The 19,375-nt window shown below is 71.6% G+C and carries 15 protein-coding genes and 1 pseudogene; 13 read left to right on the plus strand and 3 right to left on the minus strand.

The genetic code is table 11. The features are described from left to right. Positions 1–17 precede the first annotated feature (17 nt). Together UG56_RS07580 and UG56_RS07585 are read left to right on the plus strand one after the other, a co-directional pair. Positions 18–1,532 carry an APC family permease gene (locus UG56_RS07580; RefSeq protein WP_045551374.1) on the plus strand — a complete coding sequence of 505 codons (1,515 nt, stop codon included), beginning with the start codon at positions 18–20 and terminating at the stop codon, positions 1,530–1,532. Beyond that, entirely contained in the window at positions 1,529–3,601 is a 2,073-nt protein-coding gene (locus UG56_RS07585; RefSeq protein ID WP_045551373.1) for an oxidoreductase, read from the plus strand. Before UG56_RS07580 ends, UG56_RS07585 begins: the two co-directional genes overlap by 4 nt. Here UG56_RS07585 and UG56_RS07590 read toward each other — a convergent pair. Both UG56_RS07590 and UG56_RS07595 read right to left on the minus strand, forming a co-directional pair. Then, on the minus strand, positions 3,585–4,391 hold the full coding sequence (locus UG56_RS07590; protein ID WP_071326939.1) for an endonuclease/exonuclease/phosphatase family protein: 807 nt from the start codon (positions 4,389–4,391) through the stop codon (positions 3,585–3,587). The genes UG56_RS07585 and UG56_RS07590 overlap by 17 nt on opposite strands. 125 nt (positions 4,392–4,516) lie before the next feature. Continuing rightward, positions 4,517–5,776 carry a flavin-containing monooxygenase gene (locus UG56_RS07595; RefSeq protein ID WP_045551743.1) on the minus strand — a complete coding sequence of 420 codons (1,260 nt, stop codon included), beginning with the start codon at positions 5,774–5,776 and terminating at the stop codon, positions 4,517–4,519. Between the two features lie 169 nt (positions 5,777–5,945). On the opposite strand from UG56_RS07595, the gene UG56_RS07600 reads away from it, so the two are divergent. Genes UG56_RS07600 through UG56_RS07620 form a run of 5 tightly spaced genes read left to right on the plus strand, consistent with a single transcriptional unit; the run spans position 5,946 to position 10,582 of the window. Beyond that, positions 5,946–6,395: a RidA family protein gene (locus tag UG56_RS07600; RefSeq protein WP_008361594.1), complete on the plus strand. Its 450-nt coding sequence runs from the start codon at positions 5,946–5,948 to the stop codon at positions 6,393–6,395. After that, positions 6,392–7,060, plus strand: a complete 669-nt coding sequence (locus UG56_RS07605) for a DUF1028 domain-containing protein (RefSeq protein WP_045551742.1) — start codon at positions 6,392–6,394, stop codon at positions 7,058–7,060. The genes UG56_RS07600 and UG56_RS07605 overlap by 4 nt, the downstream gene beginning before the upstream one ends. Further along, entirely contained in the window at positions 7,060–8,199 is a 1,140-nt protein-coding gene (locus tag UG56_RS07610) for a M20 family metallopeptidase (protein WP_045551741.1), read from the plus strand. The genes UG56_RS07605 and UG56_RS07610 overlap by 1 nt, the downstream gene beginning before the upstream one ends. Further along, a complete protein-coding gene (locus UG56_RS07615; RefSeq protein ID WP_071326940.1) occupies positions 8,196–9,644 on the plus strand; it encodes an aspartate ammonia-lyase in 1,449 nt (482 codons plus the stop codon). Before UG56_RS07610 ends, UG56_RS07615 begins: the two co-directional genes overlap by 4 nt. A gap of 20 nt (positions 9,645–9,664) precedes the next feature. Beyond that, positions 9,665–10,582, plus strand: coding sequence for a LysR family transcriptional regulator (locus UG56_RS07620; RefSeq protein WP_045551922.1), 918 nt, complete (start codon positions 9,665–9,667; stop codon positions 10,580–10,582). 31 nt (positions 10,583–10,613) lie between these two features. Here UG56_RS07620 and UG56_RS07625 read toward each other — a convergent pair whose 3' ends face one another. Beyond that, positions 10,614–11,996, minus strand: a complete 1,383-nt coding sequence (locus tag UG56_RS07625) for a purine-cytosine permease family protein (protein WP_045551923.1) — start codon at positions 11,994–11,996, stop codon at positions 10,614–10,616. Between the two features lie 178 nt (positions 11,997–12,174). Here UG56_RS07625 and UG56_RS07630 point away from each other — a divergent pair, with 178 nt between their 5' ends. The 6 genes and pseudogenes from UG56_RS07630 (at position 12,175) to UG56_RS28805 (ending at position 19,160) form a co-directional block, all read left to right on the plus strand. Continuing rightward, complete coding sequence (locus UG56_RS07630) at positions 12,175–13,185, plus strand: iron ABC transporter substrate-binding protein (protein ID WP_045551924.1); 1,011 nt, start codon at positions 12,175–12,177, stop codon at positions 13,183–13,185. Between the two features lie 5 nt (positions 13,186–13,190). Beyond that, positions 13,191–14,732 (plus strand): ABC transporter permease, encoded by a 1,542-nt coding sequence (locus UG56_RS07635; protein ID WP_256206488.1) that lies wholly within the window; start codon positions 13,191–13,193, stop codon positions 14,730–14,732. Further along, positions 14,729–15,763, plus strand: a complete 1,035-nt coding sequence (locus tag UG56_RS07640) for an ABC transporter ATP-binding protein (protein WP_052694256.1) — start codon at positions 14,729–14,731, stop codon at positions 15,761–15,763. Before UG56_RS07635 ends, UG56_RS07640 begins: the two co-directional genes overlap by 4 nt. Continuing rightward, positions 15,760–18,231 (plus strand): AMP-binding protein, encoded by a 2,472-nt coding sequence (locus UG56_RS07645; RefSeq protein ID WP_071326942.1) that lies wholly within the window; start codon positions 15,760–15,762, stop codon positions 18,229–18,231. The genes UG56_RS07640 and UG56_RS07645 overlap by 4 nt, the downstream gene beginning before the upstream one ends. Further along, a pseudogene (locus tag UG56_RS28800) lies at positions 18,228–18,728 on the plus strand (O-acetyl-ADP-ribose deacetylase); the annotation flags it as partial. The gene UG56_RS07645 and the pseudogene UG56_RS28800, both read left to right, overlap by 4 nt. Before the next feature lie 48 nt (positions 18,729–18,776). Then, positions 18,777–19,160 carry a DUF6508 domain-containing protein gene (locus UG56_RS28805; protein ID WP_256206491.1) on the plus strand — a complete coding sequence of 128 codons (384 nt, stop codon included), beginning with the start codon at positions 18,777–18,779 and terminating at the stop codon, positions 19,158–19,160. The last annotated feature ends 215 nt before the right edge of the window (positions 19,161–19,375 follow it).

The raw sequence follows: 19,375 nt of genomic DNA on the forward strand, positions 1-19,375 counted from the left end.
ACAGCCAGGGACACACCATGACGCAGACCAACCAGCCGACCGCGCTCGCGGCCGAGCAGCAGTCACATCTCCGCAAGACGCTCCGACGCTTCGACATCGTCTTCCTGCTCATCGCCGCCGTCGTCGGCCTGGAGACCCTCGGACAGGTCTCGCTCTACGGCGCCGAGGCGTTCACGTGGGCGCTCGTGCTCGCGGTCTTCTTCCTCGTGCCGTACGGGCTGATCTTCGCCGAGACCGGCGCGGCGTTCAGCGAGGAGGGCGGGGCCTACACCTGGGTCCGGGATGCCTTCGGACGGCCGGCCGCCGCGGTGGCGGCGATCCTCACCTGGATCACCCAGCCGGTGTGGGTCGGCGGCTCGATGGCCTTCCTCGCCGCCGAGACGGTCAGCACCTACATCACGCCGCTCGAGCACGGCTCGGTCGGTGACTACCTCTTCAAGATCGTCTTCATCTGGATCACCGTGGTCGCGGCGATCGCCAGCCTGGCCAAGGGCAAGTGGCTGCCGACCAGCGGTGCGATCATCAAGGTCGGCCTGCTCGCCTTCTTCGTGCTGACCACGATCATCTACGCGGTGCAGCACGGCGTCGTCGGTCTCAGCGGCGGCGACTTCAGCCCGACCCTGCTCGGCCTGTTCGGCTCGGTCCCCATCCTGCTCTTCGCCTACCTCGGCTTCGAGTCCTCCAACAGCGCCGCCGGCGAGATGGAGAACCCGGCCCGCGACGTACCGGTCTCGATCTTCCGCTCCTGCGCGACCGCCGCGGTCTGCTACCTGGTGCCGATCTTCGCGATCCTGCTCGTCGTCCCCAGCGACGACATCACCGGCATCGGCGGCCTCCTGGACGCGGTCGGCACCGTCTACTCCGTCTACGGCGCCGCGGCCGAGCCGCTGCTCACGCTCACCGCCGTGGTCTTCGTCTACATCCTGATGAGCCAGGGCGCCGCGTGGATGATCATCTCCGACCGGATGCAGGCGATGACCGCCGCCGACGGTGCCTTCTTCGGCGGCTTCTTCGGCCGCTTCCACGAGGGCCTCGGCACCCCGGTGCGGGTCAACATGCTCTCCGGCGTCGTGGCCACCGTCTTCCTGCTCGTCGCCATGCAGGTCACCGGCGACGGCGCCTCGATCTTCGGCGTCGTGCTCACCATCTCGATCTCGACCTTCCTGCTCAGCTACCTGCTGGTCATCCCGGCCGCGATCCGGCTGCGTACCCGCTACCCCGACCGTCCGCGCCCCTTCCGGGTCCCCGTCTCCGACCGCGGCTTCGCGGTGCTCGGCTGGATCGCCTTCGCCTGGGTCCTGCTCGGCTCCTGGGTCGCGGTCTTCCCCGGCACGCTCGAGCGGCTGTTCGGCGAGGCCTACCCGTTCAAGGAGTACTGGGGCGTGAGCCAGGGGACCTTCGAGGCCTTCACCCTCGGCACCCTCGCCTGCCTGCTCCTGCTGTGCGCCGTCGGGTACGCCCGTGGTGCCCGCGTCCGCGCCGAGGTCGGCGCTCCCGTCCCGTCCGTTCCTACCGAGGAGCCCACCCGATGACCGAGCAGACCCCTGTGGCTGCCCCGTACGACATCCTGTTCGAGCCCGTCCGGATCGGGCCGTTCACGACGAAGAACCGCTTCTACCAGGTCCCGCACTGCAACGGGATGGGCTACCGCGACCCCAGCGCCCAGGCGGCGATGCGCAAGATCAAGGCCGAGGGCGGCTGGTCGGTGGTGTGCACCGAGCAGGTGGAGATCCACGCAACCTCCGACATCGCACCGTTCATCGAGCTGCGGATCTGGGACGACCAGGATCTGCCCGCGTTGAAGCGGATCGCCGACGCGATCCACGAGGGCGGCGGCCTGGCCGGCATCGAGCTCGCCCACAACGGCATGAACGCGCCCAACCAGCTCAGCCGCGAGACCCCGCTCGGCCCCGCCCACCTCCCGGTCGCCCCTGACACGATCGCCCCGGTCCAGGCCCGGGCGATGTCGCTGCAGGACATCGCGGACCTGCGGCGCTGGCACCGCAATGCCGTACGCCGCTCGCTCGAGGCCGGCTACGACGTCGTCTACGTCTACGGCGCCCACGGCTACGGCGCTCCGCACCACTTCCTCTCGCGGCGCTACAACAACCGCACCGACGCGTACGGCGGGTCGCTGGAGAACCGGATGCGGCTGCTCAGGGAGCTGCTCGAGGACACCATCGAGGAGGTCGCCGGCCGCGCCGCCGTGGCCTGCCGGATCACGGTCGAGGAGGAGATCGACGGCGGCATCACCCGCGAGGACATCGAGGGCGTGCTGCGCGAGCTCGGCGAGCTGCCGGACCTGTGGGACTTCGCGATGGGCAGCTGGGAGGGCGACTCGGTCACCTCGCGGTTCGCCCCCGAGGGCCGCCAGGAGGAGTTCGTCGCCGGCCTCAAGAAGCTCACCACCAAGCCCGTCGTCGGCGTCGGCCGGTTCACCTCGCCCGACGCGATGGTGCGCCAGGTCAAGGCCGGCATCCTCGACCTGATCGGCGCCGCGCGCCCGTCGATCGCGGACCCGTTCCTGCCGAACAAGATCCGCGACGGCCGGCTCAACCTGATCCGCGAGTGCATCGGCTGCAACATCTGCGTCTCCGGCGACCTGACCATGTCGCCGATCCGCTGCACGCAGAACCCGAGCATGGGGGAGGAGTGGCGTCGGGGCTGGCACCCGGAGAGGATCCGGGCCAAGGAGAGCGACTCCCGCGTCCTCGTCGTCGGCGCCGGCCCGTCCGGTCTGGAGGCCGCGCGTGCCCTCGGCCTGCGAGGCTACGACGTCGTCCTCGCCGAGGCCGGTCGCGACCTCGGCGGCCGGGTGACCGCGGAGTCGAAGCTGCCGGGGCTGTCGGCCTGGGGCCGGGTCAAGGAGTACCGCGAGGCCGTCCTCGCCGACCTCCCCAACGTCGAGATCTACCGCGAGAGCCCGATGGCGGCCGCGGACATCGTCGAGTTCGGCTTCGAGCACGTGATCACCGCGACCGGCGCCACCTGGCGTACGGACGGTGTGGCGCGGTTCCACACGACCGCGATGCCGATCGACGCGGGCATGCAGGTGCTCGGGCCCGACGACCTCTTCGCCGGACGGCTGCCCGACGGCAAGAAGGTCGTCGTCTACGACGACGACCACTACTACCTGGGTGGTGTCGTCGCCGAGCTGCTCGCGCAGCAGGGCTACGACGTCTCGATCGTCACCACCGGCGCGCAGATCTCGTCGTGGACCAACAACACCTTCGAGATCAACCGGATCCAGCGCCGGCTGATCGAGAACGGCATCACCCGGGTGACCGACCACGCCGTCGTGTCGGTCGGGACCGGCGGTGTCCGGGTCCAGGACGTCTACGCCGGCGCCGAGCGCGACCTCGACTGCGACGCCGTCGTCATGGTCACCGCCCGGCTCCCGCGCGAGGAGCTCTACCTCGACCTCCTCGCCCGTCGCGACGCCGGCGAGATCGCCTCCGTACGCGGCATCGGCGACTCCTGGGCGCCCGGCACCATCGCGGCCGCGGTCTGGTCCGGCCGCCGCGCGGCCGAGGAGTTCGACGCCGTCCTGCCCTCCAACGACGAGGTGCCGTTCCGGCGGGAGGTCACCCAGCTGGCGTGAGGTCGAGCTCGAGGATCCGGTGGTCGGAGACCTCCGGCTCCGTCCGGACCCGGAAGCCCGCGACGGCTTCCGGGTCCGAGACGAGCAGGTAGCTCGCGTGCCGCACCGGCTTGGGGTAGGACGACGTGCGGGTGTCGGCCGCGCCGACCAGGTCGTGCAGGCCGATCCTGCGGAGCACGTCGAAGGTGGCGCTGTCCGGCAGCAGGTTGAGATCACCGGCCACCACCACGAGGTCGCCCGGCTCCCGGATCGCCTCGACGAAGGCGGCGAGCCGCTCGGCCTGCTCGTGCCGGGCCGGGGTGTCGCCCTTGCCGGCCGGGTCCCGCAGGCCGTGCAGCTGCACGACGCACACCTGCCGCCCGGCCGTGCGGTCGACGACGCGGACCGCCTGGACTGCCCGGGGCCGGTCGCTGATCGTCCACTCGTCGTGGTCGACGAATCCGCCGTGCACGAACGCGCTCGCCATGCCGATCATGGGCAGCTTCTCGCTGACGTACGTGCCGAGGCCGAAGTCCTGCTGGTGCCGGTCGCCGGCGTCGTCGGTCACGGGCCCGGCATCGCTGGCCAGGAACAGGCCCTCGTGCGACGGCAGCAGGCGGCGTACGTCGTCGTGCAGGTTCGCCCGCTGAGGGAGCGACCGCTCACCGTCGGCGAAGGACGTCCAGCCGGACAGGCCCGCGGTGCGGGTCACCTCCTGGAGGCAGACCACGTCCGCGCCGGCGGTGGGCAGCCAGGCCGCGAGGTCGTCGTAGCGGGCACCGCCCCATGCGTTGACCGAGACGATGCGCATGCCCGAAGTCTCTCAGATGGAGTCCAGCTCCGGTCGCTCGCCGGGACGTGCCGAAGGCCCGCACCCCTTGCGGGATCCGGGCCTCCGACCGGTGCGGCTGTGCGCCGTGGATCAGCCGCGCGCGGTCACCCCCGAGCCTGACGGTCGTGCGCCGCGTAGCTCCGCTGCGTCGCGATGTGGCCGGCGACGTGCTTGGCGTCGTGCCAGACACCCCAGATGAAGCTCGAGCCACGGCGGGAGAGCCAGGGGAGGCCGACGAAGTAGACACCGGGCTCGGTGGAGACGCCGCGGCGGTGGGCCGGGCGGCCGTTCTCGTCGAGCGCGTCGACCTTCAGCCAGCTGTAGTCGGTGGCGAAGCCGGTCGCCCAGATCACCGTGGTGATGCCGGCCTCGGCCAGGTCGAGGGAGAGCAGGGGGGTGGTCGCCGCTGAAGGGGCGGGGCCGAGGTCGCGGGCCGAGGGCTCCTCGGGTAGGTCGATGCCGTTGCGGGTGACGTACTCGTCGGCGGCGTCGAGGAGGGCGAGGTAGCTGGCGTCGCCCCGGGCGATGTTCTCGGCGAGGTCCTCACGGAAGGTGAGCGTGCCGGCGTCGAACCGGTCGGTCATGCCGACGAGCTGGATCCCGCCGGCCTCGAGGTCGCGGAAGTCGACGGTGTGACCGCCGCGGGCGCCGCTGACGGCGATCGTGACGTGCTCCGCGCCGGCCGGCGGGGTCTCCAGGTCCCAGAGGTTGAGGACGCCGAGCCACCAGCAGAAGTCGCGGCCGCGGTAGCTGCGCGGGGGACGGTCGTGCGGGCCGACGGAGAGGTGGACCTGGCGGCCGGAGCGCTGCAGCTCGTCGGCGATCTGGACGCCGGAGGAGCCGGCGCCGACGACCAGGACGTTGCCCTCGGGAAGCTGGTCGGGGTTGCGGTAGTCGCTCGAGTGCATCTGCAGCCGGACCGCGCCGTCGGGGATGATCGGCGGGTAGACGGGCTTCTGGAACGGGCCGGTCGCGGCGACGACGAAGCGGGCATCGATGACGCCGTCGGAGGTCTCGACCCGGAAGCCCGGACGGCCCTCGTTGCGGGTCACCGAGGTGACCTCGACGCCGGTCCTGATCGGAGCGGCGATCTTCTCGGCGTACGCCTCGAAGTAGGCGGCGACCTGGTCCTTGGTGGCGAACGCGTCCGCGTCGACGTCCTGGAATTCCAGGCCCGGGAACCGGTCGTGCCACGCGGGGCCGTTCGCGACGAGCGAGTCCCAGCGCATGGTGCGCCAGCGCTCGGCGATCCGGTCACGTTCCAGCACGAGGTGGGGTACGCCGTTGTCGCTCAGGTGCTCGCTCATCGCCACCCCGGCCTGACCTGCGCCGACGACGAGGACCTCGATGTCTTCGTTTGCCATACCGAAATCCTCAGGCGTCGCGCTTGGTCGTGTCCAACAGATGTTGTTGGCCTTATCCATCGGATTGACTGATGCAACCGTCACGACCGCCATTGCATCTGTTTCATTGACGATAGTCCTTGGAAACATCTGTTGGACACATGCTCCGGGACGAGGTGAACTGGACGTCGTGGAGACCAACAAGAGCAGCATCGTCGTCGGCGGACACACCCGGATCCGCCCGTTCAACACCAGCGTCACGTATCCCGAGCAGAACCTCGACAACGACCTGTGCCAGGCCGTCGTCGCGGGCAACACCGTCTACGTGCGCGGCCAGATCGGGCAGAACCTGGACACCAGCGAGTCGGTCGGTATCGGCGACGTCGAGGCGCAGACCGAGCAGGCGATGGCCAACATCAAGATGCTGCTCGAGGAGGCCGGTGCCGAGATGGAGCACCTGGTCAAGCTCACGATCTACATCGTCGACCCGCGCTACCGCGAGGTCGTCTACCGGACCATCGGCCGCTGGACGAAGGGCGTGCACCCGATCTCCACCGGTCTGGTGATCTCCGCCCTGGCCCGTCCGGAGTGGCTGGTCGAGGTCGACGCGATCGCCGTGATCCCGGAGGCGTCGAAGTGACCTTCTCCGTCCTCGCCACCGACGGCAAGGGCGCCGTCGGCATGGCCGTCACCTCCTCCAGCCCGGCGGTCGCCGCGCGCTGCGTCCACCTGCGGCCCGGCGTCGGCGGTGCCTCGTCGCAGAACATCACCGACCCGCGTCTGGGCACCGACCTGCTCGACGCGCTCGCCTCGGGGCTCGACGCCCGGGCCGCTCTGGCGGCAGTCACCCAGGACCGCGAGCACATCGAGCACCGCCAGCTGACCGTGCTCGGTCTCGACGGAGCCGGTGCGGCGTACAGCGGGTCCGGGTCTCTCGGCGTCCACCACCACGTGGTCGCGCCGCGGGTCGTCGCCGCCGGCAACCTGCTGGCCGGCACCGAGGTCGTCGACGCCGTCGTCGCGGGCTTCGAGGCGGCGACCGGAGAGCTCGAGGAGCGGCTGCTCGCCGGGCTCGAGGCTGGTCAGGCGGCGGGCGGCGAGGCCGGCCCCGTGCGCTCGGCGGGCCTGTCCGTCGTACGCGAGGTCGCGTGGCGGGTCACCGACCTCCGCGTCGACTGGAGCGACCGTCCGATCGAGGAGCTCCGCGACCTGCTGAAGGTCTGGCTGCCGCAGCGCGACGACTACGTGACCCGCGGTCTCGACCCGACCACCGCACCGTCCTACGGCGTCCCCGGGGACGAGTGATGCCCACCGCGAAGCAGGACGCCGCCGCCACCGTCAGCAGCGACGCCGAGCGCCTCATCCGGCTCTCCGAGCAGCTCCACGCCCACCCCGAGATCGGCTGGCAGGAGCACAACTCCTCCCGCTGGGTCGCGGAGTCGCTCGAGGAGGCCGGGTTCACCGTGACCCCGGCCTACCTCGGCCTGGAGACCGCGTTCCTGGCCACCTTCGGCAGCGGCCCGTTCCGGCTCGGTCTCTGCGCCGAGTACGACGCGCTCCCCGGTCTCGGCCACGCCTGCGGCCACAACCTGATCTCCGCGATCACCGTCGGCGCCGCCCGCGCGCTCGCGCCGCTCGCCGACGCGGCCGGCCTGACCATCGAGGTCTACGGCACCCCCGCAGAAGAGGGCGGCGGTGGCAAGATCGAGCTGCTCGAGCGCGGCGCGTTCGCCGGTCTCGACCTGGCCATGATGGCCCACCCCGCGCCCGTCGACGTGGCCGAGGCGGAGCCCTTCGCGGTCTCGCACTCGCACGTCGAATATCAGGGCAAGGCCGCCCACGCCGCCGCCTATCCCGAGCAGGGCGTCAACGCCGCCGACGCCTTCACCATCGCCCAGGTCGCGATCGGCCTGCTCCGCCAGCAGCTCCCGCCGACGGTCCGGGTGCACGGCGTGATGACCAACGGGGGAGAGGCGCCCAACGCGATCCCGGCACGCACCGAGGGCCGCTGGTACGTCCGCGCCGAGAGCCTCGCCCAGCTCGCCGAGACCGAGGAGAAGGTCTGGCGCTGCTTCGAGGCCGGCGCCCTCGCCACCGGTGCGACGCTCACCGTCGAGCCGGAGAGCAAGCCGTACGCCGAGTTCCGCCCCTTCGCGCCCGCGCTGGCGGCGTACCGGCGCAATGCCGAGGAGATCGGCCGGGTCTTCGACCCGGGCACGCCGGCACGCCGGATGAACCGGGCCTCCACCGACATGGGGAACGTCTCCCAGGTCGTCCCGGCGATCCACCCCTATGTCGGCATCAACTCCGGCACCGCCCTCAACCACCAGCCCGAGTTCGCCGCGCACTGCGTCGGCGGGGACGCCGAGAAGGCGCTCCTCGACGCCGCCACCGCGCTGGCCTGGACCGCGCTCGACGTCGCCGAGGAGGCGACCACCCGATGACCGCGATCGACGCCCCGGCCACCCGCGTCGAGCACGACTCGCTCGGTGCGTTCGAGGTGCCGGCCACCGCCTACTGGGGAGTCCACACCGCCCGGGCGATGCGGAACTTCCCGGTCAGCGGCACGACCGTCGGCAGCCACCGCTCGCTCGTCGCCGCCCTCGGCGCGGTCAAGCTCGCCGCGGCGCACGCCAACCACGAGCTCGGCCTCCTCGACGACCGCCGCCACGCCGCCATCGCGGCCGCCGCGCAGGACGTCCGCGACGGAGCGCTCGACGACCAGTTCGTCGTCGACGTGATCCAGGGCGGTGCCGGCACCTCGACCAACATGAACGCCAACGAGGTCGTCGCCAACCGGGCCCTGGAGATCCTCGGCCTGCCGTTCGGCAGCTACGACGAGATCCACCCGCTCGACCACGTCAACCGCTGCCAGTCCACCAACGACGTCTACCCGACCGCCGTACGCCTCGCGCTCGTCGGCGCGATCGACCGTCTGGCCGAGTCGACCGAGGCCCTCGCCGACTCCTTCGCCCGCAAGGCGACCGAGTTCCGCGCCGTCCCCAAGATCGGACGTACGCAGCTCCAGGACGCCGTCCCGATGACGGTCGGCCAGGAGCTCGGTGCCTTCGCCACCACGCTGCGCGAGGAGCTGGCCCGGCTGGCCGACTCGCGGGTGCTGCTGTGCGAGATCAACCTCGGCGCGACCGCGATCGGCACCGGGATCACCGCACATCCCGACTATCCGCGGCTCGCCGTCCAGCACCTCGCCGAGATCACCGGGCTGCCGGTCGTCGGCGCCGGCGACCTCGTCGAGGCGACCAGCGACACCGGCGCATTCGTGCAGGTCTCCAGCGTGCTGAAGCGGATCGTCGTCAAGGCCTCCAAGATCTGCAACGACCTGCGGCTGCTCAGCTCGGGTCCGCAGGCCGGTCTGGGCGAGCTCCGGCTCCCCGCCCGCCAGGCCGGGTCGAGCATCATGCCCGGCAAGGTCAACCCGGTCATCCCGGAGATGGTCAACCAGGTCGCGTTCTGGGTGGTCGGCAACGACGTCACCGTCACGATGGCGGCCGAGGGCGGCCAGCTCCAGCTCAACGCGTTCGAGCCGGTGATGGCCCACGGGCTGCTCCAGGGCTTCACTTGGACCGCCGCGGCCTTCGACTCGCTGCGGGAGCTGTGCGTCGACGGGATCACCGTCGACGCCGCGAAGCTCGCCGCGGCGGCCGCCACCAACGCCGGCCTGGCCACCGCGCTGACCCCGCTGCTCGGCTACGCGAGGTCCGCGGAGATCGCCAAGGCGGCGCTCGCCGGCGCGGGAGCGGTGCGCGACCTCGCGCTCGCCGCCGGAGGCCTCGACCCGGCCGTCCTTGACGCGCTGCTGCGCCCCGAGACGCTCGCCAACCTCGACGCGACCGGCGTGGACGGCGCGATCGGGGCGAACCGGGAGTGAGTTCCGGCAGGATGGCCCGTATGGCCGAGCCGTCCTTCACCCTGACCCAGCTGCGCTACTTCGCCGCGGCTGCGGAGCTGGGCTCCATGACCGCCGCGTCGCGGCAGCTCGTGGTCTCGCAGTCGGCCGTCTCGACGGCCGTCGCGCAGCTGGAGAAGGAGCTGGGTGTCCAGCTCCTTCTCCGCCACCACGCACGCGGCCTGACCCTGACGGCGGCCGGCGAGGAGTTCTACCGCGAGCTGCGCAGCTATCTCGTGCACACCAGCGAGCTGGTCGAGGTCGCCCGCTCCGCAGGACAGGCGCTCGTCGGCGACCTCACCATCGGCTGCTTCACCACCCTGGGCCCGTTCGAGCTGCCGCGGCTGCTGGCCGCCAGCGAGCAGGACAACCCCGGCATCCACGTCTCCGTGGTCGAGGACGAGCACGCCGCGCTGAAGCACGCGCTGCGCTCGGGCCGCTGCGAGCTGGCGCTGATGTACGGCTACGACCTCGACGACGACATCGACCACGTCCGGGTCGGCCTCGCGGCGCCGTACGTCCTCGTCGGCAAGGGCCACCGGCTGGCCCGCCGCAAGAAGGTCGCCCTCGCCGAGCTGGAGGAGGAGCCGATGGTGCTCCTCGACCTGCCGCACAGCGGCCAGTACTTCGAGCGCCTCGTCGAGTCGGCCGGCTTCCGCCCGCAGATCCGCCACCGCAGCGCCGGCTTCGAGACCGTCCGGGCGATGGTCGCGAACGGCCAGGGGTGGTCGGTGCTCAACCAGCGCCCCGCCAGCCACACGACGTACGACGGTGCGGAGATCGTCACCCTGGAGATCAGTGACCCGGTCGAGCCTCTCGAGGTCGTGCTGGCCTCGATGAAGGGCGTGCGCCTCACCGCCCGCGCCCAGGCGTTCGTCCGCTCCTCCGGCCGGGCAGCGCGACGGCGGGAAGGCCGCTGACGCGACCTCCCCGCCGAACGGGCCGGGTGGTTCAGGCGACCGCCAGCTCGCTCGGGGCGAGCTTGCGGCCACGCGCGAGCAGGTAGTAGATCGGAGCGGTGGCGACCAGGCCGATGATCCAGCTCAGGTCGGCGCCGTCGAGCCTGTCCGCGACCGGTCCGGTGTAGAGCGGGGTGGCCATGAACGGGATCTGGACGATGATGCCGATGACGTAGGCGAGGATCGCCTGGCCGTTGAAGCGGCCGTAGATGCCACCGTCGGCCGCGAAGATCGAGTCGAGGTCGTAGTTGCCGCGGTGGATCAGGTAGAAGTCGATCAGGTTGATCGCGGTCCACGGCACCAGCACGACGAGCAGCGCGAGCACGATGTCGACGAAATGCGAGATGAAGTTGCCCGAGACCCCGATGGCGAAGTACGTCGAGGCGGCCATCACGAGCAGCGACAGCACCACGCGGCTGCGGGCGGTCGGGATCCAGGTGGCGACGAAGGTCTGCACGCAGGTGATGATCGAGAGCACGGTGCCGTAGAGGTTGAGCGCGTTGTGGCTGATCACCGAGAGGAGGAACAGCACCAGCAGCGGGGTGCCGAAGGCGCCGGTGGTGTCGCGGACGCCGGTCATGACCTCGATGCCCGGCTTCATCGCCAGCGCGACGATCGCACCGAAGGTGAACGGCAGGATCGAACCGAGGGTGCAGCCGAGGTAGGTGGCGTTGAAGGTCGCCCGCACCCCGACGCCGGCCGGCAGGTAGCGCGAGTAGTCTGAGACGTACGGGGCGAAGGCGATCTGCCACAGGGCACCCAGCGAGACGGTGGCGAGGAAGCCGGCGGTGCTGTAGCCGCCCTGCGTCCAGAAGCCGGCAGGCAGGCCGGAGACGAAGATGGCGACGGTGCCGAGCACGATGCCGATGCCGAGGACCCACGTGGCGACCTTGTTGAGCGAGTGGATCACCTTGTAGCCGATCACCGCGATCAGCCCCGAGCCGAGCGCGCCGAGGACGATGCCCGCCTCGACCGGGATCGGGTCGGCGATGCCGTGCAGCGACTGGCCGGCCAGGACGATGTTGGAGGCGAAGAACGCCAGGTACATCACGGCCGCGATCACCACGACGATCAGTGCGCCGAAGGAGCCGAACTGGCCGCGGCTCTGGATCATCTGCGGGATGCCCATCTGCGGGCCCTGGGCCGAGTGCAGCGCCATGAAGACGCCACCGACGAGGTGGCCGACGACGATGGCGACGACGCACCAGAAGAGGTCGAGACCGAAGACGGTGACGCCGGCGGCACCGGTGACGACGGGCAGGGGAGCGATGTTCGTCCCGAACCACAGGGTGAAGAGGTCGCGCACCTTGCCATGGCGGTCCTCGGGTGGGACGTAGCCGATGGTGTGCTTCTCGACGACTGGCTGGTCTGGCATGGTTCATTCTCCAAAGGTGTGAGGCGCCCCACCATGGTCGTGACCGTGAGGTTCCTCTGGCAAACGAATCCTTTTGGCGTAATGCATCGGCAGAACCGATGCACGCCCGTGCTCGGGCCGTTGTTCGCGTTCTTAGGTAAACCTTTCTAAGGTTTGGTTTGCCTTACTCGTCGAAAGGATGGCTGTGAAGCCTCTCTCTGCTGTCGTGGTCTCGGTCGGTGTCGCCCTCCTCGGGACGACGCTGACCTCCTGCTCCTCCGGCGACGCGCTCGTCGTCTACAACGCCCAGCACGAGCAGCTGATGGAGGAGCTGGTGCCGGCGTTCGAGAAGGAGACCGGGATCGACGTCGAGCTGCGCAACGGGTCCGACCTCGAGCTCGCCGCCCAGCTGGTCGCGGAGGGCAAGAAGTCACCGGCCGACGTCTTCCTCACCGAGAACTCGCCGGCGATGGCCGCGGTCGAGCGTGAGGGCCTGCTGGCCACGCTGCCGGACGACGTGACCGCGCCGATCCCGGAGCAGTACCGGCCGGCGAGCAACGCCTGGACCGGCTTCGTGGCCCGCTCCACCGTGCTGGTCTACAACACCGACGAGATCACCGAGGCCGAGCTGCCCGCCTCGCTGCTCGACCTGGCGAAGCCGGAGTGGAAGGGCAAAATCTCCTTCTCGCCGACCGGCGCCGACTTCCAGGCGATCGTCGCCGGCGTCCTGGCCACCGAGGGCGAGGCGGCCACGAAGACGTGGCTGGAGGGGCTCAAGGCCAACGGCACCGTCTACGACGGCAACAACGTCGTGCTCGAGTCGGTCAACGCCGGCAAGGTGCCGGTCGGTGTCATCTACCACTACTACTGGTATCGCGACCAGGCCGAGTCCGGTGACGTCAGCGACCACTCGAAGCTCCACTTCTTCGGCAACCAGGACCCCGGCGCCTTCGTCAGCGTCTCCGGCGCGGGTGTGCTGGCCTCGGCCGAGCACAAGACCGACGCCGAGAAGTTCGTCGGCTACCTCACCGGCAAGACCGGCCAGCAGGGGCTGGCGGACAGCTACGCGCTGGAGTACCCGCTCAACCCTGACGTGCAGCTCGACCCGCCGGTCAAGCCGTTCGCCGAGCTCGACCCGCCTGCCGTCGCGGTCTCCGACCTCGACAGCGACGCGGTGGTCGACCTCATGACGGAAGTCGGCTTCCTCTGAGCAGCGTGCATCTCGGCACGTTTCCGGTCGCCCCCTCCGGGAGGTGGCTGATGCCGGCGCTGGCCGGCGCCATCGCTGCCGCCTGCCTGCTGCCGGTGGCGTACGTCCTGTGGTCGACTGCCTCGCTGGGGCCGGCCGAGGCCTACGACTTCCTGGTCCGCCCGCGGATCGGCGAGCTGCTGTGGAACACCGGCCGGCTGCTGGTCGGCGGGGTCGGGCTCTCGGTGGTGTTCGGGGTCTCCGGCGCCTGGCTCGTCGAGCGGACCTCGCTGCCGCTCGCCGGCTGGTGGCACGGGGCGCTGTGCGCGCCGCTGGCCATCCCGGCCTTCGTCAACGGCTACGCCTGGGTCGCGACGACCCACGCGGTCCAGTCCTACCTCGGGGCCGTCCTGGTCGTCTCGCTCTCCTACTATCCGCTGGTCTACCTGCCCGCGGTGGCGGCGCTGCGCCGCCTCGACCCGTCGCTGGAGGAGGTGGCGGCGTCGCTCGGGAAGCGGCCGCGGGAGGTGTTCCTCCGCGTGGTGCTGCCCACCGTCGCGCCGGCGGTGCTCGGTGGTGCGCTGCTGGTCGGCCTGCACCTGCTGGCCGAGTACGGCGCCCTCCAGCTGCTCAACTATCCGACCCTGACGACCGCGATCCTGCAGCAGTACGGCGCCGCCTTCAACGGTCCGGCCGCCACCCTGCTGGCCGGGGTGCTGCTGGTCGCCTGCCTCGGCCTGCTGGCCCTGGAGATGCTGGCCAGGGGGCCGGCCCGGCGCGCCCGCGTCGGCAGCGGCACCGCCCGCCCGGCGACCCGGCTGCGACTGGGACGGGTGACCGTGCCGGTCGTCGTCGCGCTCGCGGCCTTCGTCGCGCTGGCCGTCGGTCTGCCCGCGGCGAGCCTGGTGCGCTGGCTGGTCCGGGGTGCCTCGGCCGAGCTCGACCTGGCCAGTCTGCTGCCGGCCGCCGGCACCAGCGTCGCGCTGGCCGCGGTCGCCGGTGTCGTCGCGACCGCCGCCGCTCTTCCGGTCGTCTGGGAGGCCGTACGCCGCCGGAACCGCTGGTCTCTGGGCGTCGAGCGGATCGCGTACGTCACCAGCGCGCTGCCCGGCGTGGTCGTGGCCCTCGCCCTGGTCACCGTCGCCATCGGCTGGCTGCCGTGGCTCTACCAGACGCTGCCGCTGCTCGTGGTGGCGTACGTCATCCTGTTCCTGCCACGCGCGCTCGTCGCCGTGCGCGCGGTGCTGGAGCTGGTGCCGCCGCGGCTGGAGGAGGTCGCGCTCAGCCTGGGGCTGAGCCGGGCCGGGGCGATGCGGCGGGTGACCCTGCCGCTGCTGCTGCCCGGGCTGGCGACGGCGACCGCGATGGTCGCGCTCGCGGTCTCCACGGAGCTGACCGCGACCCTGCTGCTGGCCCCGATCGGGACCACGACACTGGCCACCGAGTTCTGGAGCGAGGCGTCCTCGGTCGCCTACGGCGCCGCGGCGCCCTACGCGCTGGCGCTGGTGCTGCTCGCGATGCCGGCGACGATCCTGCTGGGTCGCTCGTCGAGAGGAGAGGCACGATGACGACAGCGTTGCAGGTGAGCGGGCTCCGTGCCGGACACGGGGGCCGGCAGGTCCTGGACGGGCTCGACCTGACGGTCGAGGGCGGGGTGACCGCCGTGCTCGGGGCCTCGGGCTGCGGCAAGACGACGCTGCTGCGGTGCGTGGCCGGGTTCATCACCCCGAGCGCCGGGGAGATCCGGATCGGCGGACGCTCCGTGGCCGGGCTGGCGCCACGTCGGCGCGGGGTCGGGTACGTCCCGCAGGAGGGCGCGCTCTTCCCGCACCTCGACGTCGGCGGCAACATCGCCTTCGGGCTCGGCAGCTCGGTGTCCCGGGCGGAGCGGCAGGCTCGGGTGGCCGAGCTGCTGAGGCTGCTCGAGCTGCCCGCCGAGCTCGCCGAGCGGCATCCCCACGAGCTCTCCGGCGGCCAGCAGCAGCGGGTCGCGGTGGCTCGCGCGCTCGCGCCCCGGCCCCGCCTGGTGCTCCTCGACGAGCCCTTCTCCTCACTGGACGCGGGGCTGCGGGAGGAGTCCGGTCGCGCGGTCGTGCGGGCGCTGCGTACCGCCGGCGCGGCAGCGCTGCTGGTCACCCACGACCAGGGCGAGGCGCTCTCGCTGGCCGACCAGGTGGCCGTGATGGCCTCGGGGCGGTTCCTGCAGGTCGGCTCCTCGGCCGAGGTCTACCTGACCCCGGAGCACCCCGCAGTCGCCGCCTTCCTCGGCTCGGCCACGCTGCTCTCCGGTGAGGTCGTCGACGGCCGGGTCGAGTCACCGCTGGGGGAGGTCGCGCTCCTCACGGCGCAGCCCGCCGGGCCGGTGACGCTGGTCGTCCGGGCGGAGCAGGTGCAGGTCTCGGCCGATGCCACCTCCGGCACCAAGGGCGTCGTCGAGGAGGTCTCCTTCTTCGGCCACGACGCCACCATCCGGGTGCGGGTGAGCGATGACGTACGCGTGACCGCCCGAGTCCCGGGGACCGGCATCCCCGACATCGGCGCCACCGTCGCCCTGGAGGTCGTCGGGCCGCTGGTCGGCTATGCCGGGGACGGTCGATGAGCTCGGCGATCACCGCCGGTGCCCATCTGCTCCTGAACGGGCGCCCGGGGGACCCGGCGGTGATCACCGCCGAGACCACGCTGACCTATGCGGAGCTGGAGCAGGCGGTGCTCGACCGGGAGGCCGCCCACCGCGGCTCCGACGGGGTCGTGCTGCTCGAGGCAGGCAACGACCTGGACTCGGTGATCGGCTACCTGGCCGCGCTCGCCGCGCGCCGTCCGGTGCTGCTGACCCCGCCGGGAGGCGAGCACGGCGAGCTGCGAACACGCTATCGGGAGGCGTTCGAGGGCGGGATCGAGATCCATCCGGACCTGGCGCTGCTGCTCTCGACCTCGGGCTCGACCGGGTCGCCGAAGCTGGTCAGGCTCTCGCGGGACAACCTGGCCGCCAACGCGGCCGGCATCGCGGCCTACCTCGGGCTCACCTCCGCCGACCGGGCGATGAGCTCGCTGCCGCTGCACTACTGCTACGGCCTCTCGGTGCTCAACTCCCACCTGAGCGCCGGCGCCGCGGTGATCCTGACCGACCTCTCGGTCGCCGACGACTGCTTCTGGGACGTCGCGGCGCGTCACGGAGCCACGTCGTTCGCCGGGGTTCCCTACACCTTCGACCTGCTCGACACCTCGGGCTTCGCCGAGCGCTCGCTGCCGTCGCTGCGCTACATCACCCAGGCCGGCGGCAAGATGCCGCCCGAGACCGTCCGTCGCTATGCGGCTCTGGGGGAGTCTCGTGGCTGGGACCTGGTCGTGATGTACGGCCAGACCGAGGCGACCGCCCGGATGGCCTATCTCCCGCCGGACCTGGCCGCGAGCCGGCCCGAGGCGATCGGCATCCCGATCCCCGGCGGCCACTTCCGCCTCGATCCCGTCGAGGGTCTCGAGGAGGGCGTCGGCGAGCTGGTCTACACCGGCCCGAACGTGATGATGGGGTACGCGGAGAGCGTCGCCGATCTCGCCCGCGGACCCGAGCTCACCGAGCTCCGCACCGGCGACCTCGCCCGTCAGGCCGACGACGGACTGTGGGAGATCACCGGCCGGCGCAGCCGGTTCGGCAAGATCCTCGGGCTGCGCATCGACCTCGACCGGATCGAGTCCGAGCTCGGGTCCGGGTCCGTGCGGGTCGTCGCTCCCGGTGACCGCCTGCACCTGTTCACCGACGATCACGAGTCCGCCGACCGGTTGCCGGAGCTCGTGGACGGGATCGTGGCGCTGCCGCGCGCTGCGGTCCAGGTGCACCGGATCGACGAGGTGCCGCGTACGCCGAACGGGAAGGTCGACTACGCCACGCTGAACGCCTGGGCGAGCCTGGCGGAGGCGGCCGGGGCGCCGGACGGGGCCCTCGGCGAGGGCGAGGCCGGGGGTGCGGACGCCGAGGCGCTGCGTACGGTCTATGCGGCGGTGCTGCGGCGGCCCGACGCGACCGTGGCCGACAGCTTCGTCTCGCTCGGCGGCGACTCGCTCTCCTTCGTCGAGATCGCCACCCAGCTCGGCGAGCGGCTCGGTACCCTGCCGGCCCGCTGGCAGCACCGGAGCATCGCCGAGCTCGCCGCGGGTGCGCGGAGCCCCCGGCGATGGCTGCGGCCCGTCGAGATCCCGGTGCTGCTGCGTGCCGCCGCGATCGTCGCGATCGTGGGCAGCCACGCGGACGTGTGGACTCTTCTCGGCGGCGCGCACATCCTGCTGGCCGTGGCCGGCTTCAACCTGGCCCGCTTCGGGCTCACCGCTCCGACACGGGTGCTGCGCGCCCGTCGGCTGCTCCGGGGCGCCGCTGCGGTCGCGCTCCCGGCGGGGCTCTGGGTCGGCGCGGTGGCCCTGGTCAGCGACCGCTACCACTGGCCGACCGCGCTCGGGCTCAACCAGGCCCTCGGCAGCGACGAGTGGACCCGTGACTGGCAGCTGTGGTTCCTGGAGGTCATCACCTGGTCGTTCGCCGGGCTCGCGCTCCTGCTTCTGGTGCCCGTCGTCGACCGGTGGCAGCGGGCTCATCGGTTCGGGGCGGCTCTCGCCGTCGTCGGCGGGACCCTCGCGATCCGGTATCTGTGGGTCGGCCTCGAGGCCGGGGCGACCGAGCGCTACACGATCGGCTGTGTCCTGTGGTGCCTGGCGCTGGGGTGGGCGGCGGCCGAGGCACGGAGACCGTGGCAGCGTGTGCTCGTCGCGGCGACGGCCGCGGTCGCGACGTACGGCTTCTTCGGCGATCCCGTCCGCGAGGCCACGGTCGCCCTCGGCATCATCGTCCTGCTGGCCCCGTGGCCGGTCCTGCTGCCCTGGCCGCTGGCTCGTCCGGCCGCCGTCCTCGCCGCCTCCTCGCTGTGGATCTATCTCGTCCACTGGCAGGTCTATCCCGGCCTCGAGGCCGCCGGACTGGGGTGGCTGGGCGTCCTCGCCTCGCTGGCTGTGGGGGTTGCGGTCGCACGCGGCCCGGCAGCCTGGGTGGCCCGAGCGCGGGTCGCTAGATTGAGCGGATGAGGATCACGGTCGTACGTGGGGACATCACCGATCAGCACGTCGACGCGGTCGTGAACGCCGCCAACTCCTCGCTGCTGGGCGGGGGAGGGGTGGACGGGGCGATCCACCGGCGTGGCGGCCCGGCGATCCTGGAGGAGTGCCGTCGGCTGCGGGCGGGTCATCTCGGCGGCGGACTGCCGGTGGGTCAGGCGGTCGCGACGACGGCAGGGAACCTGCCCGCGAAGTGGGTGATCCACACGGTCGGCCCGGTGTTCACCGACGGTCAGGACAACATCGGTCCGCTGGCCTCGTGCTTCCGTGAGTCGCTCCGGGTCGCCGACGAGCTCGGGGCGCGCACGGTGGCGTTGCCGGCGATCTCGACCGGCGTCTACCGCTACCCGCTCGAGGAGGCCGCGTACGTCTCGCTGTGGACCCTCGCCCGCGCCTCGACCTCCGTCGACGAGGTGCGCCTCGTGCTCTTCGACCAGAAGGCGTACGACACCTTCGACCGCGCACTCGAGGCCCTCGATCCGTCGGATGCCGAGGTCGAGGACGAGCTGCGGCGCGTGCCGGAGGAGAAGTGGCGTGAGCTCTTCGAGCTCGCCGACGGTCTGACGACCGAGGACCGGGAGTTCACCTGGGGCGGCGGCGAGAAGAACGAGGACGGCGTGATCCAGTGGCCGTACCCGAGATACAGCGACCGGCTGTGGCAGCTCTACGTCGCGCTCCCGAGCGCGAACGCCGATTGGATGAAATGGATGAGCGGCAACCCGCTGCGCACCGAGCCTGCTCGTCTCGCAGGGGCGCCGGTCGCCGATGCGGCGCGGCTGGCGACCGTCTACGTGCGAGGCGAGCGGTTCAACGACGGGGTCTTCGGGCGCGCGTTCCAGGACGGCTCCATGGACGCGATCATCGCCCGGCTGCGTACCTGGTACGACACCGAGCGCTGACAGTTGCGGGGACCTGTGCGTCACGGCCCGGTGATGCTCCGGTGGTCGAGCTTGTCGAGACCACCCTATGTGGGGCTGTTCTTCGGGGCTGGTCTGGGCCGCCGACCCGGTTTTGAGGGTCTTCTCGGACTGGACCGGTGTCGTGGGCGACTTGGGGGCGGGCTTCGCCGGGTGTTGCGGAGATGTTGTGTGTCACGGACCGGCGCCGCACCGGT

It is taken from the genome of Nocardioides luteus, from assembly GCF_000960475.2.
Lineage (GTDB): Bacteria > Actinomycetota > Actinomycetes > Propionibacteriales > Nocardioidaceae > Nocardioides > Nocardioides luteus_A.

Bases quoted from the DNA above. Each gene is read 5' to 3' on its own strand.
- UG56_RS07640 (WP_052694256.1), top strand. From the start codon at position 14,729: ATGACGACAGCGTTGCAGGTGAGCGGGCTCCGTGCCGGACACGGGGGC.
- UG56_RS07610 (WP_045551741.1), top strand. From the start codon at position 7,060: ATGCCCACCGCGAAGCAGGACGCCGCCGCCACCGTCAGCAGCGACGCC.
- UG56_RS07615 (WP_071326940.1), top strand. From the start codon at position 8,196: ATGACCGCGATCGACGCCCCGGCCACCCGCGTCGAGCACGACTCGCTC.
- UG56_RS07645 (WP_071326942.1), top strand. From the start codon at position 15,760: ATGAGCTCGGCGATCACCGCCGGTGCCCATCTGCTCCTGAACGGGCGC.
- UG56_RS07585 (WP_045551373.1), top strand. From the start codon at position 1,529: ATGACCGAGCAGACCCCTGTGGCTGCCCCGTACGACATCCTGTTCGAG.
- UG56_RS07630 (WP_045551924.1), top strand. From the start codon at position 12,175: ATGGCTGTGAAGCCTCTCTCTGCTGTCGTGGTCTCGGTCGGTGTCGCC.
- UG56_RS07625 (WP_045551923.1), bottom strand. From the start codon at position 11,996: ATGCCAGACCAGCCAGTCGTCGAGAAGCACACCATCGGCTACGTCCCA.
- UG56_RS07595 (WP_045551743.1), bottom strand. From the start codon at position 5,776: ATGGCAAACGAAGACATCGAGGTCCTCGTCGTCGGCGCAGGTCAGGCC.
- UG56_RS07590 (WP_071326939.1), bottom strand. From the start codon at position 4,391: ATGCGCATCGTCTCGGTCAACGCATGGGGCGGTGCCCGCTACGACGAC.
- UG56_RS07580 (WP_045551374.1), top strand. From the start codon at position 18: ATGACGCAGACCAACCAGCCGACCGCGCTCGCGGCCGAGCAGCAGTCA.
- UG56_RS07620 (WP_045551922.1), top strand. From the start codon at position 9,665: ATGGCCGAGCCGTCCTTCACCCTGACCCAGCTGCGCTACTTCGCCGCG.